Source organism: Alistipes montrealensis (assembly GCF_018362775.1).
In the GTDB taxonomy this organism is placed as follows: Bacteria; Bacteroidota; Bacteroidia; order Bacteroidales; family Rikenellaceae; genus Alistipes; species Alistipes montrealensis.
In genome coordinates this window covers 106174-129577 of sequence record NZ_JAGYXY010000003.1, presented here as the reverse complement: position 1 = coordinate 129577, position 23404 = coordinate 106174, and the positions used below count along the sequence as shown (strand labels likewise).

The 23404-nt window shown below is 58.9% G+C and carries 20 protein-coding genes; 8 read left to right on the top strand and 12 right to left on the bottom strand.

Features of this window, described 5'->3' with window-relative positions:
* Positions 1 to 7: 7 nt before the first annotated feature.
* The 8 genes from KG007_RS06745 to KG007_RS06710 all read right to left on the bottom strand — a co-directional run bounded on the left by KG007_RS06745 (position 8) and on the right by KG007_RS06710 (position 9111).
* Complete coding sequence (locus tag KG007_RS06745; protein WP_213347819.1) at positions 8 to 745, bottom strand: shikimate dehydrogenase family protein; 738 nt, start codon at positions 743 to 745, stop codon at positions 8 to 10.
* 3 nt (positions 746 to 748) lie between these two features.
* Positions 749 to 1690, bottom strand: coding sequence for a DUF368 domain-containing protein (locus KG007_RS06740; RefSeq protein ID WP_195460464.1), 942 nt, complete (start codon positions 1688 to 1690; stop codon positions 749 to 751).
* 342 nt (positions 1691 to 2032) lie between these two features.
* Complete coding sequence (locus KG007_RS06735; protein WP_195460463.1) at positions 2033 to 2329, bottom strand: DUF3276 family protein; 297 nt, start codon at positions 2327 to 2329, stop codon at positions 2033 to 2035.
* A gap of 99 nt (positions 2330 to 2428) precedes the next feature.
* On the bottom strand, positions 2429 to 4000 hold the full coding sequence (locus tag KG007_RS06730) for a S41 family peptidase (protein WP_213347818.1): 1572 nt from the start codon (positions 3998 to 4000) through the stop codon (positions 2429 to 2431).
* Between the two features lie 112 nt (positions 4001 to 4112).
* On the bottom strand, positions 4113 to 5456 hold the full coding sequence (hisS, locus tag KG007_RS06725) for a histidine--tRNA ligase (protein ID WP_195460461.1): 1344 nt from the start codon (positions 5454 to 5456) through the stop codon (positions 4113 to 4115).
* Positions 5457 to 5463: 7 nt separating this feature from the next.
* Positions 5464 to 7137: an energy-dependent translational throttle protein EttA gene (gene ettA, locus KG007_RS06720; protein ID WP_195460460.1), complete on the bottom strand. Its 1674-nt coding sequence runs from the start codon at positions 7135 to 7137 to the stop codon at positions 5464 to 5466.
* Positions 7138 to 7337: 200 nt separating this feature from the next.
* Positions 7338 to 7916 carry a rubrerythrin gene (gene rbr / locus KG007_RS06715; RefSeq protein ID WP_195460458.1) on the bottom strand — a complete coding sequence of 193 codons (579 nt, stop codon included), beginning with the start codon at positions 7914 to 7916 and terminating at the stop codon, positions 7338 to 7340.
* 112 nt (positions 7917 to 8028) lie between these two features.
* The gene (locus tag KG007_RS06710) at positions 8029 to 9111 is read right to left on the bottom strand and encodes a CapA family protein (protein WP_213347817.1); all 1083 of its coding nucleotides are present in this window, start codon (positions 9109 to 9111) and stop codon (positions 8029 to 8031) included.
* Between the two features lie 37 nt (positions 9112 to 9148).
* Here KG007_RS06710 and KG007_RS06705 point away from each other — a divergent pair, with 37 nt between their 5' ends.
* Positions 9149 to 10063 (top strand): DMT family transporter, encoded by a 915-nt coding sequence (locus KG007_RS06705; RefSeq protein ID WP_213347816.1) that lies wholly within the window; start codon positions 9149 to 9151, stop codon positions 10061 to 10063.
* 3 nt (positions 10064 to 10066) lie between these two features.
* Here KG007_RS06705 and KG007_RS06700 read toward each other — a convergent pair whose 3' ends face one another.
* The 3 genes from KG007_RS06700 to KG007_RS06690 all read right to left on the bottom strand — a co-directional run bounded on the left by KG007_RS06700 (position 10067) and on the right by KG007_RS06690 (position 14183).
* On the bottom strand, positions 10067 to 10369 hold the full coding sequence (locus tag KG007_RS06700; RefSeq protein WP_213347815.1) for a DUF4491 family protein: 303 nt from the start codon (positions 10367 to 10369) through the stop codon (positions 10067 to 10069).
* Positions 10370 to 10425: 56 nt separating this feature from the next.
* Positions 10426 to 11613: a mechanosensitive ion channel family protein gene (locus KG007_RS06695; protein WP_213347814.1), complete on the bottom strand. Its 1188-nt coding sequence runs from the start codon at positions 11611 to 11613 to the stop codon at positions 10426 to 10428.
* A 1217-nt stretch (positions 11614 to 12830) separates the two neighbouring features.
* Positions 12831 to 14183, bottom strand: a complete 1353-nt coding sequence (locus tag KG007_RS06690) for a DcaP family trimeric outer membrane transporter (protein WP_213347813.1) — start codon at positions 14181 to 14183, stop codon at positions 12831 to 12833.
* A gap of 145 nt (positions 14184 to 14328) precedes the next feature.
* On the opposite strand from KG007_RS06690, the gene KG007_RS06685 reads away from it, so the two are divergent.
* The 6 genes from KG007_RS06685 (at position 14329) to KG007_RS06660 (ending at position 21668) form a co-directional block, all read left to right on the top strand.
* The gene (locus KG007_RS06685; protein ID WP_213347812.1) at positions 14329 to 15489 is read left to right on the top strand and encodes a metallophosphoesterase; all 1161 of its coding nucleotides are present in this window, start codon (positions 14329 to 14331) and stop codon (positions 15487 to 15489) included.
* A 51-nt stretch (positions 15490 to 15540) separates the two neighbouring features.
* Entirely contained in the window at positions 15541 to 16617 is a 1077-nt protein-coding gene (locus KG007_RS06680; RefSeq protein WP_213347811.1) for a dihydrofolate reductase family protein, read from the top strand.
* A 112-nt stretch (positions 16618 to 16729) separates the two neighbouring features.
* Positions 16730 to 18196 (top strand): TolC family protein, encoded by a 1467-nt coding sequence (locus KG007_RS06675; protein ID WP_195460448.1) that lies wholly within the window; start codon positions 16730 to 16732, stop codon positions 18194 to 18196.
* A 69-nt stretch (positions 18197 to 18265) separates the two neighbouring features.
* On the top strand, positions 18266 to 19255 hold the full coding sequence (locus KG007_RS06670; protein WP_195460446.1) for an HlyD family secretion protein: 990 nt from the start codon (positions 18266 to 18268) through the stop codon (positions 19253 to 19255).
* Positions 19256 to 19258: 3 nt separating this feature from the next.
* The gene (locus tag KG007_RS06665) at positions 19259 to 20437 is read left to right on the top strand and encodes an ABC transporter permease (protein ID WP_195460444.1); all 1179 of its coding nucleotides are present in this window, start codon (positions 19259 to 19261) and stop codon (positions 20435 to 20437) included.
* Position 20438: 1 nt separating this feature from the next.
* Positions 20439 to 21668, top strand: a complete 1230-nt coding sequence (locus KG007_RS06660) for an ABC transporter permease (RefSeq protein ID WP_213347810.1) — start codon at positions 20439 to 20441, stop codon at positions 21666 to 21668.
* A gap of 90 nt (positions 21669 to 21758) precedes the next feature.
* Here KG007_RS06660 and KG007_RS06655 read toward each other — a convergent pair whose 3' ends face one another.
* Positions 21759 to 22613 (bottom strand): AraC family transcriptional regulator, encoded by an 855-nt coding sequence (locus tag KG007_RS06655; RefSeq protein ID WP_213347809.1) that lies wholly within the window; start codon positions 22611 to 22613, stop codon positions 21759 to 21761.
* Positions 22614 to 22728: 115 nt separating this feature from the next.
* On the opposite strand from KG007_RS06655, the gene KG007_RS06650 reads away from it, so the two are divergent.
* Complete coding sequence (locus tag KG007_RS06650; RefSeq protein WP_213347808.1) at positions 22729 to 23358, top strand: nitroreductase family protein; 630 nt, start codon at positions 22729 to 22731, stop codon at positions 23356 to 23358.
* Positions 23359 to 23404: the final 46 nt, after the last annotated feature.

Sequence of the window (23404 nt, the reverse complement as noted above, 5' to 3'; positions counted from 1 at the left end):
CGTCGCTTTAAGCATTCCAGATACGCCACGAGGCTTCGGCCTGCTCCACGAACATCGTTCGTCCGTTCAGGATATGCGCCCCGCGCTGGCGGCCATAGTCGAGAAACTGCGTCAGCGGCGGATTGTAGACCAGATCGAGCAAATAGTGTTCCGGCGTGACATAGGCGTAGGGGATACGCGGCGCGGCATCGACATTGGGATAGGTCCCCACGGGCGATGCGTTGATAATCAGCCGACTGGTCTCCACGACTTCACAAGGCAGGTTGTCGTAGGTATAGTTGCCTTTCGACGCCTCGCGCGAAACCAGCGCAAAGGGAATGTCGCGTTCGGCAAGGGCGTACTGAACAGCCTGCGAAGCGCCTCCCGTGCCGAGCACCAAAGCCTGTTCCGGCACGGCGGTTCCCAATAACTCGTTCAATGCGGCCCGGAGACCGATAACGTCCGTATTATGCCCCGCGAGGCGTCCGTCCGCGCTGCGGCGGATGCAGTTGACTGCCCCGATAGCCTGTGCTTCGTGTGAAACCGAGTCCAAAAAGGCGATCACGTCGCGTTTATAAGGAATCGTGACGTTCAGCCCGCAGAGTTCCGGGACCCGGGCCAGCAGGCCGGGCAGGTCCTCGATCGAAGGCAACTCGTAAAGCGAATATTCACAATCGCTTATACCCTCCCTGTTAAACTTCTCCGTGAAGTAGGCCGCCGAAGCCGAATGGCCCAACGGACGACCGATCAGTCCGAAACGACGCATGGTTTATTTCTCCTCTTTTTTAACGATGATACGGGCCAGCAACTCGATGCCGTAGATAGCCAGGAATCCGACGGCGCAGAGCAAAATAGCCTGCACGAGCAGCGACGGCTGTCCCGTAAGTTGTTCGAACGCCCCGGGGGCAACGTTGTGCTGAACGAGCGGCTGTGCGACGCCATGACTGTCGAGGTAGGTCTCCACGGTCTCCTTCCAGGGCCAGACCTTGTTGAGCGAACCGACCATGAAACCCATCAGCACGGCCACCGTGATGTCGTGCAGGTGCTTGAGCAGCCAGGACAGCAGGTGTGAGAAAGAGATGATACCCGCCACGGCTCCGATGACGAAGACCGCGATAACGGGGATATTGAAGTCTCCGACGGCCTGCATGATGTACTGGTATTTACCCAGCAGCAGCAGGATGAAAGCCCCGGAGATGCCGGGCAGGATCATGGCGCAAATGGCAATGGCCCCGGACAGCATCACGAACCACCAGTCGTTGGGCGTTTCGGCGGGCGTAGCGACGGTAATCCACCACGCGGCGACGGCCCCGACGGCAAAGGCCAGGACAGTCCGCCAGTTCCAGTGTCCGATCTGCCGGGCGACAAGCACCGATGAAGCGATGATCAGACCGAAGAAAAACGACCAGATGGCAATAGGGTGGTAAGTCAGCAGATAGGTCATCAGCCGCGCCAGCGAGAAGATAGCAATGGCGATCCCCAGCAGCACGGGCAGCAGGAAACTGCCGTTGACATGTCGCCAGAACTCGCCGAGGCGGAGTTTCAGCAACAGTTTGAGCGCCGTGGCGTTGACGCTGCGAATCGAATCGAGCAATTCTTCGTAGATACCCGAGATAAAGGCGATCGTACCGCCCGAAACGCCGGGAACGACATCGGCCATACCCATGGCGCATCCTTTCAGTGCGAGTACGATGTACCGGGAGAAATTCATAGTCTGTTTGCGTATTTGGTTTTGCACGCAAAGATACGAATAAGCGAGGGCAAAAGCAAGCTTGCTTGCACTTTGCCGGGCGGGAGTATCTTCGGCGAAGTCAAAGGTAGCGATAAAAGGCGAAAGCCCGCAACCTGAAAATTAAGTTTTCATCAATTTTTCAGGCTATACGGCCGTTACGAAACAACCGCAGATGAATTTATCAGGCAAGGGCTTGCGGCTCAACGGATTTGCCCGTCTCCCGAAAGGCAGGACAGCATGCTCCCCGACCATAACCGAACAGGATGGCACAATGACAGGGATCGCCCCGGAGGCTGTTTGTGAAACAGCCGGAACCAGGGACTATTTCACCGGTTCGGGACACTCCTTCGAGCGGCGAATGAACTCGACGACTTCGTTCAGCCCTTCGGCGAATTTCGAGAAATCTTCCTTGTAAAGGAATATTTTGTGGCGGTCGTAACTTGACGTGCCGTCGGGGGCCGTGATTTTGCGGCTCTCGGTGATGGTCAGAAAGTAGTCGTCGCCGCGCGTGGAGCGGACATCGAAGAAATAGGTTCGTCGGCCCGCTTTTACGGCCTTGGAAAGAATCTGGTCTCCGTAATCCTCGCTTTCGCGACGGGGCTGGGTAGGGGGAAGCATAGGAGTCGTTTTTGGGTTAGTTTCAGTATATCAATTCGCATCTCGTATCAACGAATATACGAAAAGAAATGGAAATTTCCAAAAACAGAGACGCTATTTTTACGGCTCCAGGACGGGTTGTCCCGACTTGTCCCAATCTTCGAGAATCGCCACGGCCCGGGCATACGCAGGACTCATGGCCGGGTTAATGACCTGGAAATAAGCGCCAGTACCGAACAGGCGCTGGGCTGCGAGGGCCTTGAGCTGCATCCGCATCAGGGGTTCGGAAACGGCGAACCCTTCCGCATCGAACTTCACGCCCCGGGTTTCGCCGAGCGCCGTAAGGGCGTCGAGCACTTCGTCCGAAGGGGTATATCCCGCGTCGAACGCGCCGAAGGTCGTATAACGGCGCGAAAGGCTGTCACGCGATCCGTCGAGCCAGTCGCCCACGAAATCGGCCACGACGCCGCGGCGGATCAGTTCGGCGTAATAATTCGAATAGCCTGCCGTGTCGGCTTCGACAAGAACGTCGGGACGAATCCCGCCGCCGCCGTAAACCGTACGTCCGGTGCGAAGCGTGCGGTAAGCCGGAGCCTCCGCGTCGAGCGAATCGCGCGCAGCGTCGTCGTAGCGGCGCAGGTGGTCGAGGTAATATTCGCGGCGTTTGCCCTTTTCATAAGGCCGCTGAATAACGCGGCCCGAAGGAGTGTGGTAGCGAGCTACGGTAATACGCACGGCCGACCCGTCGGGCAGCCCGATCTGGCGCTGCACGAGTCCCTTGCCGAAACTCGGACGGCCTACGACCACGCCGCGGTCCCAGTCCTGCACAGCCCCCGCGACGATCTCCGAGGCCGAAGCCGACGACTCGTCGATCAGCACCACGAGGCGGTCCTTGAGGTCCTCGCCGTTGTTCTGGGCGCGGAACGACGAAGCCGGGACGGCGCGCCCCTCCGTAGAGACGATCACGGCCCCGCGCGGCAGGAAAAATCCCGCCATCTCGATCGCCTGCTCCAGCAGGCCGCCGCCGTTGCCCCTCAGGTCGAGGATCAGGCCTCCGGGTTTACCCAGTTTGCGGAAAGCCTCGGTAAATTCCTCCATCGTGGTACGGCCGAAACGGTTGACCTTGATGTAGCCGATGTCGTCGGCGACCTTGTAGGAAGCATCGACGGTGTTCAGGGGAATTTTGTCACGGACGATCACGAAATGAAGCTGCCCGGGCGTACCGTGGCGCACAACGTCGATCTCGACCTTCGTGCCGGTCTTTCCGCGCAGGTATTTGGGCACGTCGGCACGTCCCATACCCACGGAACTCAGCGTATCGATGCGCACGATACGGTCGTTGGCACGCACGCCGACCCGTTCGGCAGGGCCTCCGGCGATGGTGTTGACCACGATCACCGTGTCGCGCAGCACGTTGAACTCCACACCGATGCCGCTGAATTCGCCGTCGAAACTCTCCTGCACGCCTTTCATCTCCTCGGCTCCGATATAGGCCGAGTGGGGGTCGAGCTCTTCGAGCATGCCCGTGATGGCTCCTTCGACGACGGGTTTCATGTCCACGTCATCGACATAAAGGCCCGAAAGATAACGGAAAACCTGCGCGAACTTCTGGAGTTGGCGCACGTCGTCTTCGTTCTGCGCCGCGAGGGGCAGGACGGAAAGGGTAGCGAGTATGACGAACAATCGGCGCATGGCGTAATGATTTTAGGGGTTTAACCCGGGCGGTCCGGAATACCGTCAAAGACCGCATTTACCCCCGCCCGGGATTTGTCGCCGCAGTGGACGAAAGCGGCGTTGAGTGTCTTTATTGAACCGCTCCGGCCAGTTCGGCAAAGGCCACCTGGCGCTGTTCGCCCGAGCGCATGTCCTTGACGGTTGCGGCTCCGGACTCCAGCTCCTGCGATCCCACGATCACCACGTAGGGGATGCCGCGGCGGTTGGCGTATTCCATTTGCTTCTTCATTTTACCCGCTTCGGGGTAGATTTCGGCGGCGATTTCACGGCCGCGCAAATCGCGCAGCAACGGCAGCACGGCGGCCTCCTCCTCGGCGCCCAGGTTGACGAACAGCACCCGGGTCGAGCAGTTGACATCCTCGGGGAAAAGCCCGAGGCCCGTCATCACGTCGTAGATGCGGTCCGCGCCGAACGAGATGCCCACGCCCGACATGTTGGGCATACCGAAGATGCCCGTCAGATCGTCGTAACGGCCGCCGCCGCAGATCGAGCCGATGGCGAAATCGAGGGCCTTGACCTCGAAAATCGCTCCCGTATAGTAGTTCAAACCGCGTGCCAGCGAAAGGTCCAGCTCGACCGTAAGGTCGATACCCAACCGATCGACATAGCCGAAAACGGTTTCCATCTCTTCGATGCCTTTCATGCCCGTCTCCGAGACGGAAAGAACATCGCGCAGTTGTTTAATCTTCTGCAAATTATCGCCGCTCAGTTCGAGTATCGGTTGAAGTTTGTCGACAGCCTCCTGCCCCAATCCGCGCTCCATCAGTTCGGCCTTCACGTTGTCCAGTCCGATCTTTTCGAGTTTGTCGATGGCGATGGTAATATCCATCATCTTGTCGGCGTGGCCGATGGCCTCGGCGATGCCGAACAGGATCTTGCGGTTGTTCATCTTCAGTGCGACACGGATGCCGAGGGCCTTGAAAACCCGCTCGACGATCTCGATCAGCTCGACCTCGCACAGCAGCGACCGCGTGCCGATCACGTCGACATCGCACTGGTAAAACTCACGGTAACGGCCCTTCTGAGGGCGGTCGGCGCGCCATACGGGCTGAATCTGATAGCGTTTGAAGGGGAACGTCAGTTCGCCCTGGTGCTGCACGACGTAACGTGCGAAGGGGACCGTGAGGTCGTAGCGGAGCCCTTTTTCGCAGATTTTCGATGCGTTGCGCACCTCCTCGTCCGAAAGGCCCGCGGCGTAGTCGCCCGAATTGAGAATCTTGAACAGGAGTTTGTCGCCCTCGTCGCCGTATTTGCCCAGCAGGGTCGAAAGGTTTTCCATCGACGGGGTTTCCAGCGGCGCAAAGCCGTAAGAGCGGAAGACCCGGCGAATCGAATCGAAAATATATTGGCGGCGCATCATCTCCGCAGGGGAGAAGTCGCGCGTGCCTTTGGGAATGGAAGGTTTCTGTGCCATTGTATATTTATGCCATTAATTTCTTGTAACGTACGCGGTGGGGCGCCGTATCGCCGCCCTGCGCCTTCTTCCAGGCCTCGTACTCCGAGTAGGAACCTTCGTAGAAGACCACCTTCGAATCGCCCTCGAACGAGAGGATATGCGTGGCGATACGGTCGAGGAACCAACGGTCGTGCGAGATCACAACGGCACAGCCCGCGAAGTTTTCGAGACCTTCCTCCAGGGCGCGCAGCGTGTTCACGTCGATGTCGTTGGTCGGCTCGTCCAACAGCAGGACATTGCCTTCCTCCTTCAACGCAAGAGCCAGGTGCAGACGGTTCCGCTCGCCGCCCGACAGCATGCCGCACTTCTTCTCCTGGTCGGCGCCCGAGAAGTTGAAACGGGCCACATAGGCGCGGGCGTTGACCTGCCGGTTGCCCAGCGTCATGAGGTCCAAACCGCCTGAGATCACCTCGAAGACCGTTTTTTCGGGGTCGATCGACTTGTGCTGCTGGTCCACATAGGCCAGTTTTACGGTCGGCCCCACGCGGAACGAACCGCTCGTAGGCTCTTCGAGGCCCATGATCATCCGGAAGAGGGTAGTCTTACCCGTTCCGTTGGGACCGATCACGCCCACGATACCCGCAGGGGGCAGCGAAAACTCCAGCCCTTCGTACAGTACGCGGTCGCCGAAGGCTTTCGAAACCTCGTGGGCCTCGATCACCACGTCGCCCAGACGCGGACCGTTGGGAATGAAGATTTCGAGCTTCTCCTCCTTCTGCTTTGTATCCTCGTTCATCATCTTGTCGTAAGCCGACAGACGGGCCTTCGACTTGGCGTGGCGGCCCGAAGGCGACATGCGCACCCACTCCAACTCGCGTTCGAGGGTCTTGCGGCGCTTCGACTCCTGCTTCTCTTCCATGGCCATGCGGGTGGTCTTCTGGTCGAGCCAGCCCGAGTAGTTGCCCTTCCAGGGAATGCCTTCGCCACGGTCGAGTTCGAGAATCCACCCGGCGACATTGTCGAGGAAATATCGGTCGTGGGTCACGGCGATTACCGTACCCTTGTACTGCTGGAGGTGCTGTTCGAGCCAGTCGATCGACTCGGCGTCGAGGTGGTTGGTCGGCTCGTCCAGGAGCAGCACGTCGGGCTGCTGCAACAAGAGGCGGCACAGGGCCACGCGGCGGCGTTCGCCGCCCGAGAGGTGCTTGACCGATTCGTCGGGATCGGGACACCGCAGGGCGTCCATCGCGCGTTCCAGCACGCTGTCCAGTTCCCAGCCGTTGCACTGGTCGATCTTCTCGTACAGCTCGCCCTGACGGTCGATCAGTTTGGCCATCGCGTCGTCGTCCATCGGCTCGCACATCTTCATGTTGATCTCCTCGTACTCCTTGAGCAGAGCGACCGTAGCCGCACAGCCCTCCTCGACGATCTCGCGGACCGTCTTCGTGTCGTCGAGTTTGGGTTCCTGCTCCAGGTAACCCACCGTATAGCCCGGCGAGAAGACCACTTCACCGTCGAAGTTCTTGTCCAGTCCGGCGATGATCTTCATCAGGGTCGATTTACCCGAACCGTTCAGGCCGATGATGCCGATCTTGGCGCCGTAGAAAAAAGAGAGGTAGATGTTGTTGAGCACCCGTTTCTGGTTGGTGAAGGTCTTGCTTACGCCGACCATCGAAAAGATGATTTTTTCGTCTGCCATATCTGTGTTTGAATTGTTCGAAAAAAGGATTCTTGCAAAGATACAACGAAAATCCGTAATATCGGCGTTTTGCACAGCGGAATATTTCATCCCGATTCCGCTCCTTTCGCCCCAAAGCCAACCAACCGTCGACGCGGGGCAGGCCCGATAAAAAAGCCGCACCCTTTGCAGGATGCGGCCGGTCGTCGTGTCGTATGCGACTAATAGTTCTCTTTCTTGGGCTCGAAATAGGCCTGGGGGTGCTTGCACGCGGGGCAGAGCTTCGGAGCCTCCTCGGCCTCGATGATGAAACCGCAGTTGCGGCACTGCCACCAGATTTTGCCGTCGCGCTTGAAGAAGTTGCCGTCCGTCAGGCGGCTCAGCAGCTTCAGGTAGCGGCGCTCGTGCTCGGCCTCGACGGTCGAAATCATCTTGAACGCCGTAGCGATCTCCATGAAGCCCTCCTCTTCGGCGACCTTGCCGAATTCACGGTAGAGTACGTCCCACTCCTCGTTCTCGCCCTTGGCGGCAGCGAGCAGGTTCTCGGCCGTCGTACCGATGGGGCCGGTGGGGTAGCTGGCCGTGATCTCCACGTCGCCGCCCTCGAGGAACTTGAAGAAACGCTCGGCGTGCTCCTTCTCCTGCTCTGCGGTCTCGGCGAAAACGCCTGCTATCTGCTCGTAGCCCTCTTTTTTGGCTTTGCTTGCGAAAAATACGTAACGGCTGCGTGCCTGGCTTTCACCGGCGAATGCCTTCAGCAGATTCTGTTCGGTGCGTGTGCCTTTGATGCTCTTTTCCATAATCTTATATTGTTTAATGTGTGTGCGTTTTTACTGTTACAAAGATAACAATTTCCGGAAACAATCTCCAAAAAAATCCCATCGTTTCTTCCTATGGGACTATTCGGTTTACCTATAAGCCGTTTCCGGTCAGTGCGTCGAAGTCGTCGCGGAACGTGCGGTAGGCCGCGGGCAGCGCCATGGTGTCGGCGGCTTCGGGCGTCAGGATGCGGTAACCCGGTACGCCGACCCACACGGGCGTCGTTTCGAGCCGGTAAGTCATCCGCCCCTCGGGATGCCGGACGGCTTCGACGGCGGCCACCAGTCCGCCGTCGGTGTAACGGCGGCGCTGGCCCGAAACGAGGTTGCCCAGCGAATAAAGCACCAGGTGCGACGAATCGGCCGTCCAGGGCTGAATCACATGCGGATGGCTCCCGACCACCACGTCGGTTCCGTGACGACGCAAAAATGCGGCCAAACTCCGCTGTGCGGCATTCTCGCGCCGCTGGTACTCGTCGCCCCAGTGGACGCACGCGACAATGAAATCGACCCCGGCGGTGCGCGCCGCCGCAAGATCCGCGGCAATGCGTACGGTGTCGATCAGGTTCACGATCGTGCCCTTCGGGACGGGCATGCCGTTGGTTCCGTAGGTGTAGTTCACGATCGCCAGCCGCATGCTGCAATACGTGAGGTAGAGCGGATTATTCGCCCTGTAATCAACGCTGTCCGCAAACACACCCGTGTGACGTATTCCACAGCGGTCCAACTCCTCGATGCTCGTGCGGATACCCTCGGCCCCGCCGTCGCAGCAGTGGTTGTTGGCCAGTACGGCGACATCCACACCGGCGTCGCGCAGGGCGTCGGCCAACGCCACGGGCGACCGGAAGAGCGGATAGCCCGTATAAGTATTTCGGCGCGTGAGGGTGGTTTCGAGGTTGACGACAGCCAGGTCGGCGGCCTTTATACGGGGTTCGAGCGCCCGGAAAACGGGTTCGTAGTCGAATCCGTCGCCGCGGCGCACGGCGTTGACCTGCGGCATGTGCTGCATCACGTCGCCGCCGAAAAACAGCCGCATCCGCCGGGGCGGCGGCACGGAGCCCGGTCCCGTCCAGCCGGCAGGCGGGGGAGGCGAGAACTGCACGGGGCCTCCCGCGGGCGTACAACACGTCGCGGCGAACGTCAGGGCGATCAGGATATGTATTCGACGTATTCGCATGGTAATTGCGGTGTAAAGTTACGCTAAAAAAGAATCCATGCACAATTTCAAGGGTATATTTTACGCCGTAGTCTCTTCGGCGACCTTCGGGCTGGTCCCGCTGTTCTCGATTCCGCTCCTGCAGGCAGGCATGGCGTCGCCGGCAATCCTTTTCTACCGCATGCTCATCGCAGCGCTGATGACGGGGGCCGTGGTGCTTTTCACGCGGCGCACCCTGCGTATCCCGGGACGCGACGCCGCCGTGCTGGCCCTGCTGGCCGTGATGTATGCCGCCACGGCGCTGGGCCTGCTCCGCTCCTACGACTACATCCCGAGCGGGGTGGCTACGACCGTAAATTTCCTCTATCCGCTGGTGGTGACGCTCGCGATGACGCTCTTTTTCCGCGAACGCAGTTCGGTGTGGATCGCCGTCGCCGTCTTCATCTCACTGGTAGGCGTAGCCCTGCTGGCCTGGGGCGACGCCGGGCAGAACGATCCGGCCCGCGGACTGGCATTCGCCGCGATGACGGTCGCGACCTATGCCGTCTACATTATAGGCGTGATGAAAAGCCGGGCTGCGAGGCTCGATCCGCTGGTCGTGGCGTTTTACGTGTTGATCTTCTCGGCGGTCCTGTTCCTCGTTTACGCCCTCGCGAGTTCGGGCTTAGAGGTAGCCGGGACATGGCCGGCATGGCGCAACCTGCTGTTGCTGGCGTTACTGCCGACGGTGCTTTCGAACCTCACCCTCGTGCTGGCCGTCCAGCGGATCGGGCCGACGATGACCTCGATCCTGGGGTCGATGGAGCCGCTGACGGCGGTGCTGGTCGGGGTAGTGCATTTCGGCGAGCAATTCTCGTTCGACGACACGATAGGGCTGATCCTCGTCGTCACGGCTGTCGTCATCGTCATTCTCCAAACTCCGCAGGCATCGCCCTGTCCCCGGACCGATACGCCCGCGCAGAGGCGGGAATAACCGCTATTTGCGGTTGGGATTTTTGGGGAACCAGCCCTTGGCGACACGCTCGCGCTGTTCGAACAGTTCGCCGATCGACCAGAGCGACGAAGCGCCCCACACGGCCAGCAGCGTCGACCAGAGGATGTGCCGCACGGCAATCGAACCGATGATCGCGGCGATGCCCATCACCAGGAACAGCCACCAGATTTTCACGCCGAAATAGTATTCGCCCTTGGTGACCATCGGGTGAAAGATGCCGATGATCAGAAAGGTAGCTATGCCGATGACGATGCCCGTCAGATTGTATTGCGCTAAAAATTCCATTTTATTTTCGGTTTTGAATTTGGCAAATATACGAAACCCGTCCGGTTCGCGTCCCGTCAGGACTCCCCGGGCTGCGAATCCCGGTCGGAGGAGCGCTGGTAGGCCCGCAGTCCGAATTGGGGAAGGACGGCGAACAAGTGGTCGAAAACAGCCCCCTGAACCCTTTCGTAGGTGACCCAGTCCGTCTCCCGGGTGAAGCAGTAAACCTCGATCGGAATGCCTTCGGGGGTGGATTGGAGCATGCGGACCATCTGCATCAGGTCGGGATGGATGCCCGGGTGATTTTTTATATAACGCGCCGCATACTCCCGCAGCGCGTAGAGGTTGACGACGGGTTCCGCACTGTCAGTAACCTCGGCCAATCCGATTTTGCGAAGCCTCGCCAACTCGTCCTCCGAACAGACGCGCACCGAACTCGCATCGATCAGCAGCGACCGTTTGATGCGCCGTCCGCCGCTGTCCCACATGCCCCGCCAGTTCTGGAACGAATCGCTGACCAGCGCATAGGGAGGGATCGTAGTGATGGTCTTATCGAAATTCTGCACCTTGACCGTCGTCAGCGTCACCTCCGTGACGTAACCGTCGGCGCCGTATTTGGCCATCGTGATCCAGTCGCCGGGGCGCAGCATGTCGTTGGCCGAAAGCTGTACGCCCGCGACAAGTCCCAGGATACTGTCCCGGAAAATCAGCATGATGATGGCCGCCGAGGCGCCCAGTCCGGCCAGGATAGTCGTGGCGTCGCGGCCGATGAGGATGCTGATGATGAGAATGCCCCCGACACAGACCGCCAGCAGTTTGATCATCTGGTAAACGCCTTTCAGCGGACGGTTGCGCAGGGTTTCGTGCTGGCTGGAGATGTCGTAGAGCGTATCGAGGAACGCCCCGATGAGCTGCAGGAAAACGACGATAAAATAGGTCAGGCAGCCTTTGTGCAGAACGTCGAGCAGCAGGGGCATGTCGTAAAAGGCGGCCCGGAGCAGAACGTACCAGACGACGGGCGGGATCAGCCGCGCGGCGGAGCGCATCACCTTGTCGCTGAAAAGGTAGTCGTCCCAGGTCACTTTGGTCCGGGCGCTGATTTTTTGCAGGGCCGGGACGACCAGACGGCGGAACAACATCGTCGTCACATAGGCGACGAGGAGTATTCCGAGCACAATGATCGACTTGGCGGTCAAGCCGATATAGGCTTCGTTCCATCCGCATTCCGTCAGCCAGCCGGCTATCGTATCGTTGAGTTCTCCCATACTTCAGTCAATTAGTCCGATGGCAAAGATAACAAAATTCCGGTCGGTTGCCGCCGGGGAGCGGAGAAAGAAAACCGGAGGCGGGGCCTTGACGGCTGCGGTTGAGCTTATTTTAGATTGGTCGGACGTTCCGCACGGCCGCCCCCGGAAGAAAAAAGGACCGGCGGCAGCTTATTCTATGAAGAATCAGAAAGCAGTGACGCAACATCCAGCCGCCGGTCCGTATGCCGGGCCGGCGCTTTCGAAAAAAGAAAGGCGCAGGCCCCAAGATACCCATACTCACGTGAAGGCCTGCAACAGCCCATGTCGAATACAGATACAAGGAACCCACGCCCGTAACGCGCAGTTTCGATAAAAAAGCAGGTAACTCCCCGTCGCCGGGCCGTGGGCCGACAACTCGCGGAGCATCCTTGCACCTTTGCCTCGACATTTGAAAGTTGCAGTTTTCACGTGAAGCAAAGCAAACAATCCGCACACAGGCGAATCGTCAAGACAAAGGTAGTAAAAAAAACGCCCCGTGCAACAGTCGGGCCGTTTTTTCGGTCCGAAGGGGATTCGTTGTACTTTTAGAGGCACAGGATGAAACCGCAGTCTGCGACTGCTGTTCTCTGCCGCTTTTTGATCGGCAATTAACCGCAGCTTTCAGCCGCGGGGATTCTTTGTACTTTTGGTGGCAAAAGTACCAAAACCTGCGTCTTCGCCGCGAAGTGTTGCCGCTTTTTGGTCGGCTATTAACCGCGGCTTTCATCCGCGGGCTTTCGTTGTACTTTTGATGTCAAAAGTACCAAAACCATCCGCATGTCGTTCTCCGCGGGATCGTCTTCCGGCCCGTGCTGAGCGGGCGCAGTAAGATCGAGCCTTTACAGCCTCCCGCTCCGGGCGCACGGGTCCTCAGCCGCTCTTTTCCCGCTCCGAACGAGAATGCGGACCTCTCACGCCGCCAACGGCGGCGAATGATCCCGACTTGATGCCGTAGCCGTAATACGCAGGGCGGACTAAAAGCGCGAGCGAAGGGGACGGTTTGTTTACAAACCCGCGAATAGTCGCCCGGAGCCAGCGTTAGGCCGCCCGAAGTAGGCGGAGGCATCTGTCGGAGAGTTTTTGGTACTTTTTGCGGCCAAAAAGTACATAAAAACCCCGCGGATGAATTCGCAAAAAAGGCGGTTCCCGAAGAAACCGCCCGAAAAATACTCCATACTATTTATTATACAGCATCGTCAGAAACTGTATTGCAGCATCACGTTCACCCGGTTGGCGTGACCCTTGTCGTCGTTCATGTCCTTGCGCGAACCGTAAAGATACTCGCCGGCCACCTTGCAGCGCGGGGTGATCGAATAGAAGATATTGCCGAAGATGTAGTCGCCCTGCTTATACTGGTCGTCGGCATAGAAACCGTGGCTGCGCTGCACGCGGACCATCGAATAACCGCCCGAGATAAACAGCCGCCGGGTCAGGTTGATCTGGGCTGCGGCCTGCCATCCCCACATCGGCATCGTCTGGATCTGGTCGGCATTTTCCGGATTGGGCGTGAAGTCGAGCCCCGAACCGGTCAGGTCCTGGATGTAAGGGGTGATGCCCTTGCCGTAAACGCCGTTCATGAAGAGTTGCAGGGGGCGCGCTACCTTGATCGTGCCGCTGAACTGTACGCCCCAGCCCAACAGCGAGGTGTTATTGCCCGTGCGGAGGTTGTGGAGGTACATGTTGCGCACGACGCCCGAAGCGCGGATGTGGCTGTCGCGGTTGGCGCCCCAGGCATACTGGAAGTAGGCCGGGAAGTCGGGAACGCGCTGCTTCAGGGTGGCGAAATTGTCGTCGTACGTGCCGCTCACCTGGGGCATTTCGGCCGCAACGCCGAATTTGAGGTGGTTGTTCGCAAAGGCGTGCTCGTAGCGGATCATCGTCGCGAAGTTGAAATTATAGGCGTTGGGACCCTGGAAGTCGATGGTCGTCGGGGCTGCCGAAAGGTCGCAGAAAGTCGTCACGTCGCGGCCCAGCGTAAAGCCCAGAAACGATACGTAAGCCGACCGCAGGCGGGGCGTATAGCTGCCCTCGGCGCCGCCGCGGAAGTCGGCGTCCATGAATACGACCACGCGGCCCAGTGCACGGGTGTTGGTGATGGCCTTCAGGAAAAGACGCGAGGTCGAAGCGTCCATCATCAGTTTCTGCTTGGTGTCGTAATTGCCGTGGACGGGGATGTCGTAGGTCACGAAGTCGATATTGTCGACGCTGCCGTCGAAATCGTAGCCCGCACGAAGGCTGACGAAGCCGCCCAGCGAGAACGAGAACCGGTTGTTCTTCGTGGCGAAGACGAACTGGGGTTTCTCAACCTGCTGGAAACCGGGACGGTGCGTGTCGATATAGTCCTGCGTGGCATTGTCCATCGCCATGCGGTTGAGCGCCGCCGCCTGCCGCATGGCAGCCGGTCCGTAGTAGATGGTGTCCACCTCCTGCGCGGAGATCAGGTAGACCGTAGGAGAATACTCGCCCCGCATGGCCTTGCGTTCGAAGCGTTGCGCCGATGCGGAACCCGCAAGCAGCAGAGCCACAATCAGAAGTCGAAATGTTTTCATAAGCTGAATAAATTTGGTTTATACGAATGTTCTTGCTCGTTCTCAGTGAGTTAAAACTCACCGGAAAAATCAGCAAGTTGTATGCCAAAGGGTCGGTGCGAATAACAAAATTTACTATCTTTGCAGACATAAATAAAAGGTATATATGCTGTTTTTAATGACTTTGTTCCTCTCCCTGCTGGCTATTGCCGCCGACTGCGTCCATTTTTACCGTCGCCGTCGGCGCAAAAACCCCGCAAGCCGTACGCTCATCGCATGGATTGTCGTGACCGACGCCCTGCCGGTCATTTCGTCGGTCATCAGCGCCCTGAGCCGCGACAACGGAACGGGATTGATGTACGTCTACATGTGGCTGTTCTGGGGATGGATCATAACGGTCCTGCCGCGCCTTGCATTCTACGTTTTCAACTTCATACACCTGCGCCGCACGGGATACGCCGTCGCCGGGGCATTGGTCCTTTTCTTCCTCTGGGGCACGACCTGGGGCCGTACGCGCATCCATGTAAACCGGGTGGAAATCTGTTCCGAACGCATTCCCGAAGCCTTCGACGGCTACCGGTTCGTTCAGATTACGGACACGCACGTCGGAACGCTCGTCCGTTCCGGACGCGAACTGACGCGGCTGGCAGACAGCGTGAACGCCCTGCGGCCCGACGCCGTGTTCTTCACGGGCGACCTGGTGAACATCCGCGCCGAAGAGCTCGACGAGCGCGTCATGGCGCTCCTGCGGCGGATCGAAGGTCCGGTGTGGTCGGTCACGGGCAATCACGACGTGGGAACTTACATCAAGGATTCGGTGCGTTTTCCGGCGGCCGACGAGGCCCGCGAGGTGGTTGCGCGCCAGCGGTCGATGGGGTGGAACGTACTGGAAGATACGACCGTCTACCTGCGGCGCGGCGCCGACAGCATTTCGCTCACGGGGCTGTCGTTCGATCCCGCGCTGCGCGAACGCCGCCACGACCGCGACCTGCCGGGCACAGCGATTCCGTCGGCCTACAACGGTATTCCGGATTCGCTCTACAACATCACCCTCGTGCACATTCCGCAGCTCTGGGAACAGATCGTGGAGGCCGGCTACGGCGATCTGACGCTTGTGGGGCACGTACATTCGATGCAGTTCAAAATCCGCCCCTGGGGCCGCGGATGGTCGCCTGCAGAGTGGATTTACAAACACTGGAGCGGCCGTTACGACTCGGGCCGCCACACACTTTATGTCAACGACGGCACGGGATATGTTGCATATCCGATGCGGCTGGGCGCATGGCCCGAAGTCACCCTGTTTACCTTGAGGTGTAAAACGAACTAAATTCCGGCAACGGCCGGATTACATAAAACCGATACGCCGAACCTGCGTTATATGCGAATAACACTCTCTTTTGCCACGACGGCCGACGGCTACCTGGACGACAACACCCCCCGGCGGCTGATGATCTCGACTCCCGAAGACTGGGAAGCGGTGCTTCGCCTGCGCGCCGAACACGACGCCATCCTGGTGGGAGCCGAAACGCTGCGCCGCGATAATCCGGCACTGCTCCTGCGCGATCCTGCGGCCCGCGAACGGCGGACGGCGAGGGGGCTGCGCCCCGACCTGACGAAAGTCACCGTCACCCGCTCGGGAGAACTCGCTCCCGCCCTGCGGTTCTTCACGGAAGGGGATGCGGACCGCTATGTTTTTTCACAGTCTGAAATGCCCGATTTAAAGGATATTGCGGAGGTTATATCAACCGAAGGTTCAATTACGGCGGCCTTTATCGTCACCGAACTCGAAAAGCGCGGGATCGAAAGCCTGCTGGTCGAAGGGGGAGCCGCGATCCTCGGCATGTTCCTCGCCGAAGGGATGGCCGACACGGTGCGCCGGGCGGTCAACCCGCAGTTAACGCTGGGGCAGGAGAAGGGTGGCACGCGGTTCGATTTCGAGGTTCCGGAAGGAGCCCGATGCCGGCACGAAAACCTCGGCGGCATGGAGGTTGCGACCTGTGTGCTGCACCCCGACACCTCGGCCGAAGACCGCCGCTACCTGGCGCTGGCAGTCGCCGAGGGATTCCGCTGTACGCCCGGCCCCGGTTCCTATTGCGTCGGGGCTGTAATAGTACTTCCCGACGGACGGACTTTCACGGGCTACACCCACGAAACGTCGCCCACGCACCACGCCGAACAGGAGGCGATCCGCAAGGCCCTCGATGCGGGCGCAGAGTTGCGCGGGGCGGCGATTTACTCCTCGATGGAGCCCTGTTCGCAGCGGAAAAGCGAACCCGAGAGCTGCACGCGGCTGATTCTGCGCCACGGATTCGCACGCGTAGCCTTTGCGTCGTACGAACCCGACCGTTTCGTCTGCTGCCGCGGGGCGCAGACACTGCGCGAAGCAGGGGTGGACGTGCGGGTTTACCCCGAAATGGCCGGGGGAGTACGTGAGGCCAATGCGCATCTGTGGTGATGAAACAGGCGCAATTTGTGTCCATAAGGGCCTAAAAATGTCCTAAATGCCGGCACAGCAGCAGAAGATATTGCAAGAAAATCTATATTTGCCGAATAAACGCATGAATACTATGAAAATAGCAGTCAAGATCGCCTTCATGGCGGCGGCGATGGCCCCGGCGGCAATGTCCGCACAGGAGACCGGGCAGATGCTCTCGCTCGACGAAGCGATCGCCGTCACCCTCACGGAGAACCCTGCGCTGAAGGCCGCCGCCTATGAGGAGCGCGCCGCCCAGCAGGAACGCCGCGCGGCTATCGGTCTCCGCATGCCGCAGATCAACGTCTCGGGTGCATACGCCTATATGGCCAAGGACATCGGATTCGATTTCAACGACCTGAAAGGTCCGGCCAAGGACCTCGCGGGCAAAGTGCTGGGTAGCGGCCTGATTACCGACCCGGCCATTATCCAGGGCATCCAGGGGCTTCTGAACCCGATGATGGGTGCCGACTGGTTCCTCAAGGTGCAGGACCAGAGCCTGGGATTCGTGGGCGGCGAAGTGACCGTTCCGATCTGGATGGGCGGCAAGATCAACGCCGCGAACCGCGCTGCGAAGATCAACGAGAAAACAGCCGTCGAGCAGGGCAACCAGACCCGCAACGCGCTGATATCCGAATTGGTGGAACGCTATTTCGGCCTGGCTCTCGCCACGCAGGTCGTCGAGGTGCGCCAGCAGGTGGTGGACGGGGTGCGCAAACACCTCGAGGACGCCCGGGCCCTCGAGAAGAACGGCATGATCGCCCAGACCGAACGCCTCTACGTGGAGTTCAAGATGGCCGAGGCCGAGCGCGAACTGGCAAACGCCAAACTGCAGGCCGAAACCATTGCCAGCGCCCTGTCGAACACGCTGGGACGCGAAAACGACTGGCGTCCGGTGACGGCGATGTTTATCCTCGGAAAAGTCGAGGAACTCGCTTATTACCAGGACCTCGCACAGACGCGCAACCCGCTGCTGAGCCAGGTGTCGCTCAAGCGCGAACTGGCGCAGGAGGGCGTACGCGCCCAGCGCGCCAACTTCCTGCCGCAGGTGGCAGCCATCGGCGGCGGATCGTTCTACAACTACCAGGTGGCAGGGCTCGTGCCCCGCTGGGCCGTAGGCGTGGGCGTCAACATCAAGATTTTCGACGGACTGAACCGCGAATACAAATACTCGGCGGCCAAGCAGACCGTACGCCGCGTGGGTGAATTGCAGAACAAGGCCGGGAAAGACATTTCGGTGCTGGTGGAGAAACTCTACAACCAGATGATGAACTACCGCAACCAGATGACCTCGATCGACTCGTCGCTGAAATTCGCAGAGGAATACCTGCGGATGAAAAACGCCGCATTCCTCGAAGGGATGAGCTCTTCGTCGGATCTGATCGACGCCGAACTGAACCTCGCGGGCGTCCGCACCGAGCGTTTGCAGGCCGCCTACAACTACGACCTGCTGCTGGCCCAACTGCTCGAAGCGGCTGGTATCAGCGACGAATTTCCGGCCTATGCGCGCCGCAACGACGCACAGGCGATCCATTTCGCCCCGCTGAAAACGGATTTATAGGAGGGTAGAGATTCCTCCGACCCGGCTCCCGAAGCCCCCACAAACGAAATTATAAAGACAGCAAACGATATGAAACGAAGCAACGTAATCGGAATCTTAGCGGCCGCAGCGGTCATCGTCCTCTCGGTCGTACTGATCAGCTGGTACCTCACCAAACGGACCCCGACGCTGATTCAGGGCACGGTGGAGTGCACCACCTACAAGGCCTCGTCGAAGGTCCCGGGCCGCATCGACGACATGAAGGTCGCACAGGGCGACCGCGTGGAGAAGGGACAACTCCTCTACACGCTTTCGACGCCCGAACTGGAGGCTAAACTCCAGCAGGCCGAAGCCGTGAAGAGCGCAGCCGCCGCATTGGACGCCGCGGCCCTCGCCGGGGCCCGCGTGCAGCAGATCGAGGCCGCCATGAACATGTGGCAGAAGGCGCAGGCCGGGCTGGAACTGGCACGCAAGACCTATGAGCGCGTGCAGAACCTCTACAACGACGGGGTAGTTCCGGCACAGAAGCTCGACGAAGCCACGGCCAACTACAAGGCCATGGAAGCGACGGCCCTGGCCGCCAAGGCGCAGTACGACCTGGCGACGGACGGCGCCCGCAAGGAGGACAAGGAGGCTGCCGCAGCCCGCGTCCGCCAGGCCGAAGGAGCCGTGAGCGAAGTCGAGTCGTACATCAGCGACGCGATGGTTTATTCGCCCGTGACGGGTGAAATCTCGACGATCATCGCCGAACAGGGCGAGCTGGTCGGCAGCGGTTATCCGGTGGTCGCCATCCTCGACATGAGCGACATGTGGGTGACGTTCAACATAAAAGAGACGCTGCTTCCGGGCCTGAAGATGGGAACCCGCATGAGCGGATACGTCCCGGCGCTGGACAAGGATGTGGAGTTCGAAGTGACCTACATCTCGCCGCAGGCCGATTTCGCAACGTGGTCGGCGACCCGCACGCAGGGCGGTTTCGACATCCGCACCTTCGCCATCAAGGCCAAAGCCGTTTCCGAAGCGGAGAACATGCGCCCCGGCATGAGCGTACTCGTCGACTGGGACCAAATCGGGAAGTAAGCGATGCCCGGATTCCTGCACAATACCTACGCCGTAATGCGGCGCGAGTTGGGCCGACTGACACACCAGCCGATGTATTTCGTGCTGATGATCATCCTGCCCGTGGTGTCGTTCGCGTTTTTCGCCCTGCTGTTCAACCAGGGTGCGATCCGCAACATCCCGATCGCCGTCCTGGACGAGGACAACACGACGCTCTCGCGCAAGGCCGTGCAGATGATCGACGACACCCCGACGGCGATGGTGGCCTACGGCATTCAGGGCATGGACGAGGGCGAACGGCTGATGCGCGAAGGGAAGATCATGTGTATCGTGCAGATTCCGGCCTTCTTCGAAAAGAACATCCTGAGCAACAGCCAGACCCACCTCGAAAACTATGTTTCGGGGACGAACATCACGGTCAACGGCCTGTTGTCGAAAGACATACAGACCGCCGTGACGACCTTTACGGCCGGCATCCAGCTCCAGGTGCTCATGAAACAGGGGCTTACGCAGCGGCAGGCCATGGCGCAGCTGATGCCCGTACGTTTCGATAAACACGTGCTCTTCAATCCGCATATCAACTACGGCTATTACCTCTCGCCGAGTTTCATGCCGATGATGCTGATGATCTTCGTCGTGATGGTGACCGTCTTCGCCATCGGCACGGAACTCAAGCACGCCACGGCGCGCGAATGGCTCGGCACGGGCAACGGATCGGTGGTGGCGGCGCTGCTGGGCAAGGTACTGCCCATCACGGCGGTGATGTTCATGATCTCGCTGGTGATGCTCCTTATCAATTTCAAGATCGTGGGCACGCCCCTGAACGGCAGCCTCACGGTCATCCTCGTCGGCACGCTGCTGTTTATCCTCAGCTACCAGTCGATCTCGGTGCTGATCGTCTCGCTGCTCGCGAACCTGCGCCTGTCGCTTTCGATCGGCGGCGGATATTCGGTGCTGGCCTTTACCTTTTCGGGACTGACGTTCCCGATCATGGCCATGTGGGAGCCGATGCAATGGGTGAGCAAGATTTTTCCGTTCACCTTCTACACCGACATCTTCGTCGACCAAATGCTGCGCGGAACCCCGTGGGTCTACTCGCTGCCCGACCTCTGTTACATGTCGCTGTTCATCGTTTTACCGCTCCTGTGCCTGCCGCGCCTGAAAAAGGTATGCACGGAGGAAAAATTCTGGGGGAGATTGTAATATGAGCCGATTCACACGACAAACAACTTCCTACTGGCAGCAATTCGGAACGGTCATCCGCAACGAGTTCCGCACGATCTTCAAGGACGGAGGCGTGATGCTGATCCTGATCTTCGCGCTGATCATCTACGCCACGGCCTACTCGCTGGCCTACGGATCGCAGGTGCTCCGCAACGTGCCGATCGGCGTGGTGGACGAATGCCGCACGCCGACCAGCCGCAGTCTGATCGACACCTTCAACGCCGGGCCGAACACCTATGTGGCTTACAACCCAACCTCGATGGAGGAGGCCAAAGAACTGTTTTACAGCCGCAAGATATACGGCGTGGTCTACATACCGTCCGACTACGAAGAAAAACTCTACGGCGGAGAGCAGGCCAACGTGGCGATCTACGCCGACGCCAGCTATTTCCTGATGTACCGACAGGTATTCCAGGAGGTCGTGACCTCGATCGGCAAGACGGGGGCGATGGTCGAGTTTCAGCGCCTGATCGCCAAGGGGGCCAACATCCCGCAGGCGCAGGCCACGACACAGCCCGTGATCTACCAATCGCACAACCTGTTCAATCCCTACCTGGGTTACGGCACGTTCGTCATGCCGGCGATTATCATGGTCATCATCCAGCAGACGATGCTTATCGGCATCGGCATGATCGGCGGTACGTGGCGCGAATTCGGGCTTTACCACAAACTTTGTCCCGCGGGACGGCGGCGGATGTCGACGCTCCCCGTGGTGCTGGGCCGCGCGTTGGTTTACGGACTGATTTACGCCGTGACCTGCACCTATATTCTCGGACTGCACTACCGGCTGTTCCACTTCCCGATGAACGGTGCGACAGGAGCCGTCATGCTCTTCATGGCGGCATACCTGGCAGCCTGCATCGCCATGGGTATCGCCGTATCGACACTGTTCCGCTACCGCGAAAACTCGTTGCTGCTGCTGCTCTGGACCTCGATTCCGGTGCTCATGCTCAGCGGTGTGTCGTATCCGCGCGAAGGTATTCCCGACTGGCTGTTCAACCTCGGGCAACTCTTCCCGAGCAGCCACGGCGTCAACGGATTCATCCGCATCCAGACCATGGGGGCTTCGATCCCCGAGGTATTCGCCGAGATCAAATGGCTCGTCATTCTCACGGTCGTTTACGGCGGACTGGCCTGCATCGGCATTCACCAGGTGATCGGCCGCGAACAGCGCGAACGCCTCGCGAAGAAAGGCGAAAAGCAGGAGTAACCAAATTCCGAAGACAGGCAGAACAAAGACGCCGGGCATAAAGCCCGGCGTTTCGTTTTTACGGAGCGATGGTTTGCAACCAACCGAACTTTATTGAAACTGTTTCCTATACGCAGTAGGCGATATGCCCATAGCCTTTCTGAAAACCCGTATAAAGTGGGGCAGATCATTGAATCCGACCGTAAAGCATATCTCCGACACCTGTTTCTGCGAGTGTTTCAACAGTTCACAAGCCGTATTTAACCGGTATTGAGTGACAAACTGCGAGAACGTCACCCCCTTGCATCGCTTGAAGTAGGAGCAGAACGCAGAACGGTTCATGCCTATTTCCTCGGCAATATCATCCAAAGAAATCGTGTGGACATAGTGTGCCATCACATAGGCGCAGATGTGCTGCATGCGGCGCACGTCCCGTTCGATGCGCATGGGCCTGCCTGCGAAAGTATGATCTGACGAGGTGAAGACGACGGGCAACAACCGAAACATTTCGCAAAGGCGGCTCAATTCGTCCAGATTATTCATCCCCGCAAGTATCTTACGGATGGTCCGGGAACTTTCGGCTCCGAATTTCAGAGCCTCGGTCGGAAAGACAACCGCCGCCAGTCGATTGCGCAGTTCGGGAAATACCTCCATACACCGCTCCACGAACGAATGGCTGAAAGCCGCCATCAGATAACGGACACACCCGGCATCGTCCGCCGAATCCGGCTCGTAAATCCAGCGGTGGAACATGCCGGGCGGGATCAGCACCACATCTCCCGCTGAAAAAGGTTGTAACGTATCACCTGCCATCCGGTTTCCGTATCCGCGAACGATGTAATACAACTCCCACGCATCGTGCCGGTGCAGTTTGGCTTCGATGTTTGTTTCGACCCGCTGGTCGATAAAGAAAAACGAGTGATTCTCCGCTTCGGGCAGTTCGTAGGGGATAGCGGTGTCTTCCATACTGACAGGCTGAATGGATATATTTACAAATATACAACAAATATTCGAAACAATTCGACAAATATGCAACAATATAGCGGAGTAACTTTGCGGTATCACTTAAAAACGAATTGTTATGGATTTTTATCAGGTATTGGAAAAAAGAAGGACTATCCGCGACTTTTCCGGCAGGGAAGTCACGGACGAAGTATTGGAAAAGATTTTGTCGGCGGCATTCAAAGCTCCGACCAACGACCATTTGCGTCAGTTCGAGTTTGTGGTCGTACGGGGGCGGGAAAACATCGCCCGGATCATATCGCCCGTAGCAGAAAACACCGAAACCATCCAACAGACCGGACTGAAAGCCGCCGCAGATGTGATGGATAAAGATGAACATGCCATGTTCGTCGATGCACTGCCTAAGCAGCAGCGGATGCTCATGCAGAGCGACTGCCTCGTGCTGCCGTTTTTCCGGCAAAAAGATTGTCCGCTGTGCCGTCCTGCCGACCAAAGCTCGCTCAACTATTTCGCCTCGGCCTGGGCCGCCGTGGAAAACATCCTGCTGGCAGCGACGAACGAAGGCTTGGCTTGTGCGTTCCGTATTCCCATCGGTAACGAATCCGAACATGTGAAACGGATCGTCGGCGCTCCGGACGAATACGAGTTCACCTGTTTCCTCGCCATTGGCTATGCCGCGGAGAATGCGCATATCTGCAAGCAGAAAGAAATCCGCACAACGGACCGAATTCACAAGAATATCTGGTAGCCAGTGGGCGGTATAAAAAAAGCAGGTTGACGAAGATCGCTCTCGT

Coding starts and splice junctions, on each gene's coding strand:
- KG007_RS06660 (WP_213347810.1), top strand. CDS start 20,439: ATGAGCCGATTCACACGACAAACAACTTCCTACTGGCAGCAATTCGGA.
- KG007_RS06740 (WP_195460464.1), bottom strand. CDS start 1,690: ATGAATTTCTCCCGGTACATCGTACTCGCACTGAAAGGATGCGCCATG.
- KG007_RS06705 (WP_213347816.1), top strand. CDS start 9,149: ATGCACAATTTCAAGGGTATATTTTACGCCGTAGTCTCTTCGGCGACC.
- KG007_RS06700 (WP_213347815.1), bottom strand. CDS start 10,369: ATGGAATTTTTAGCGCAATACAATCTGACGGGCATCGTCATCGGCATA.
- KG007_RS06710 (WP_213347817.1), bottom strand. CDS start 9,111: ATGCGAATACGTCGAATACATATCCTGATCGCCCTGACGTTCGCCGCG.
- rbr (WP_195460458.1), bottom strand. CDS start 7,916: ATGGAAAAGAGCATCAAAGGCACACGCACCGAACAGAATCTGCTGAAG.
- ettA (WP_195460460.1), bottom strand. CDS start 7,137: ATGGCAGACGAAAAAATCATCTTTTCGATGGTCGGCGTAAGCAAGACC.
- KG007_RS06685 (WP_213347812.1), top strand. CDS start 14,329: ATGCTGTTTTTAATGACTTTGTTCCTCTCCCTGCTGGCTATTGCCGCC.
- KG007_RS06745 (WP_213347819.1), bottom strand. CDS start 745: ATGCGTCGTTTCGGACTGATCGGTCGTCCGTTGGGCCATTCGGCTTCG.
- KG007_RS06680 (WP_213347811.1), top strand. CDS start 15,541: ATGCGAATAACACTCTCTTTTGCCACGACGGCCGACGGCTACCTGGAC.
- KG007_RS06675 (WP_195460448.1), top strand. CDS start 16,730: ATGAAAATAGCAGTCAAGATCGCCTTCATGGCGGCGGCGATGGCCCCG.
- KG007_RS06670 (WP_195460446.1), top strand. CDS start 18,266: ATGAAACGAAGCAACGTAATCGGAATCTTAGCGGCCGCAGCGGTCATC.
- KG007_RS06735 (WP_195460463.1), bottom strand. CDS start 2,329: ATGCTTCCCCCTACCCAGCCCCGTCGCGAAAGCGAGGATTACGGAGAC.
- KG007_RS06650 (WP_213347808.1), top strand. CDS start 22,729: ATGGATTTTTATCAGGTATTGGAAAAAAGAAGGACTATCCGCGACTTT.
- KG007_RS06655 (WP_213347809.1), bottom strand. CDS start 22,613: ATGGAAGACACCGCTATCCCCTACGAACTGCCCGAAGCGGAGAATCAC.
- KG007_RS06665 (WP_195460444.1), top strand. CDS start 19,259: ATGCCCGGATTCCTGCACAATACCTACGCCGTAATGCGGCGCGAGTTG.
- hisS (WP_195460461.1), bottom strand. CDS start 5,456: ATGGCACAGAAACCTTCCATTCCCAAAGGCACGCGCGACTTCTCCCCT.
- KG007_RS06695 (WP_213347814.1), bottom strand. CDS start 11,613: ATGGGAGAACTCAACGATACGATAGCCGGCTGGCTGACGGAATGCGGA.
- KG007_RS06730 (WP_213347818.1), bottom strand. CDS start 4,000: ATGCGCCGATTGTTCGTCATACTCGCTACCCTTTCCGTCCTGCCCCTC.
- KG007_RS06690 (WP_213347813.1), bottom strand. CDS start 14,183: ATGAAAACATTTCGACTTCTGATTGTGGCTCTGCTGCTTGCGGGTTCC.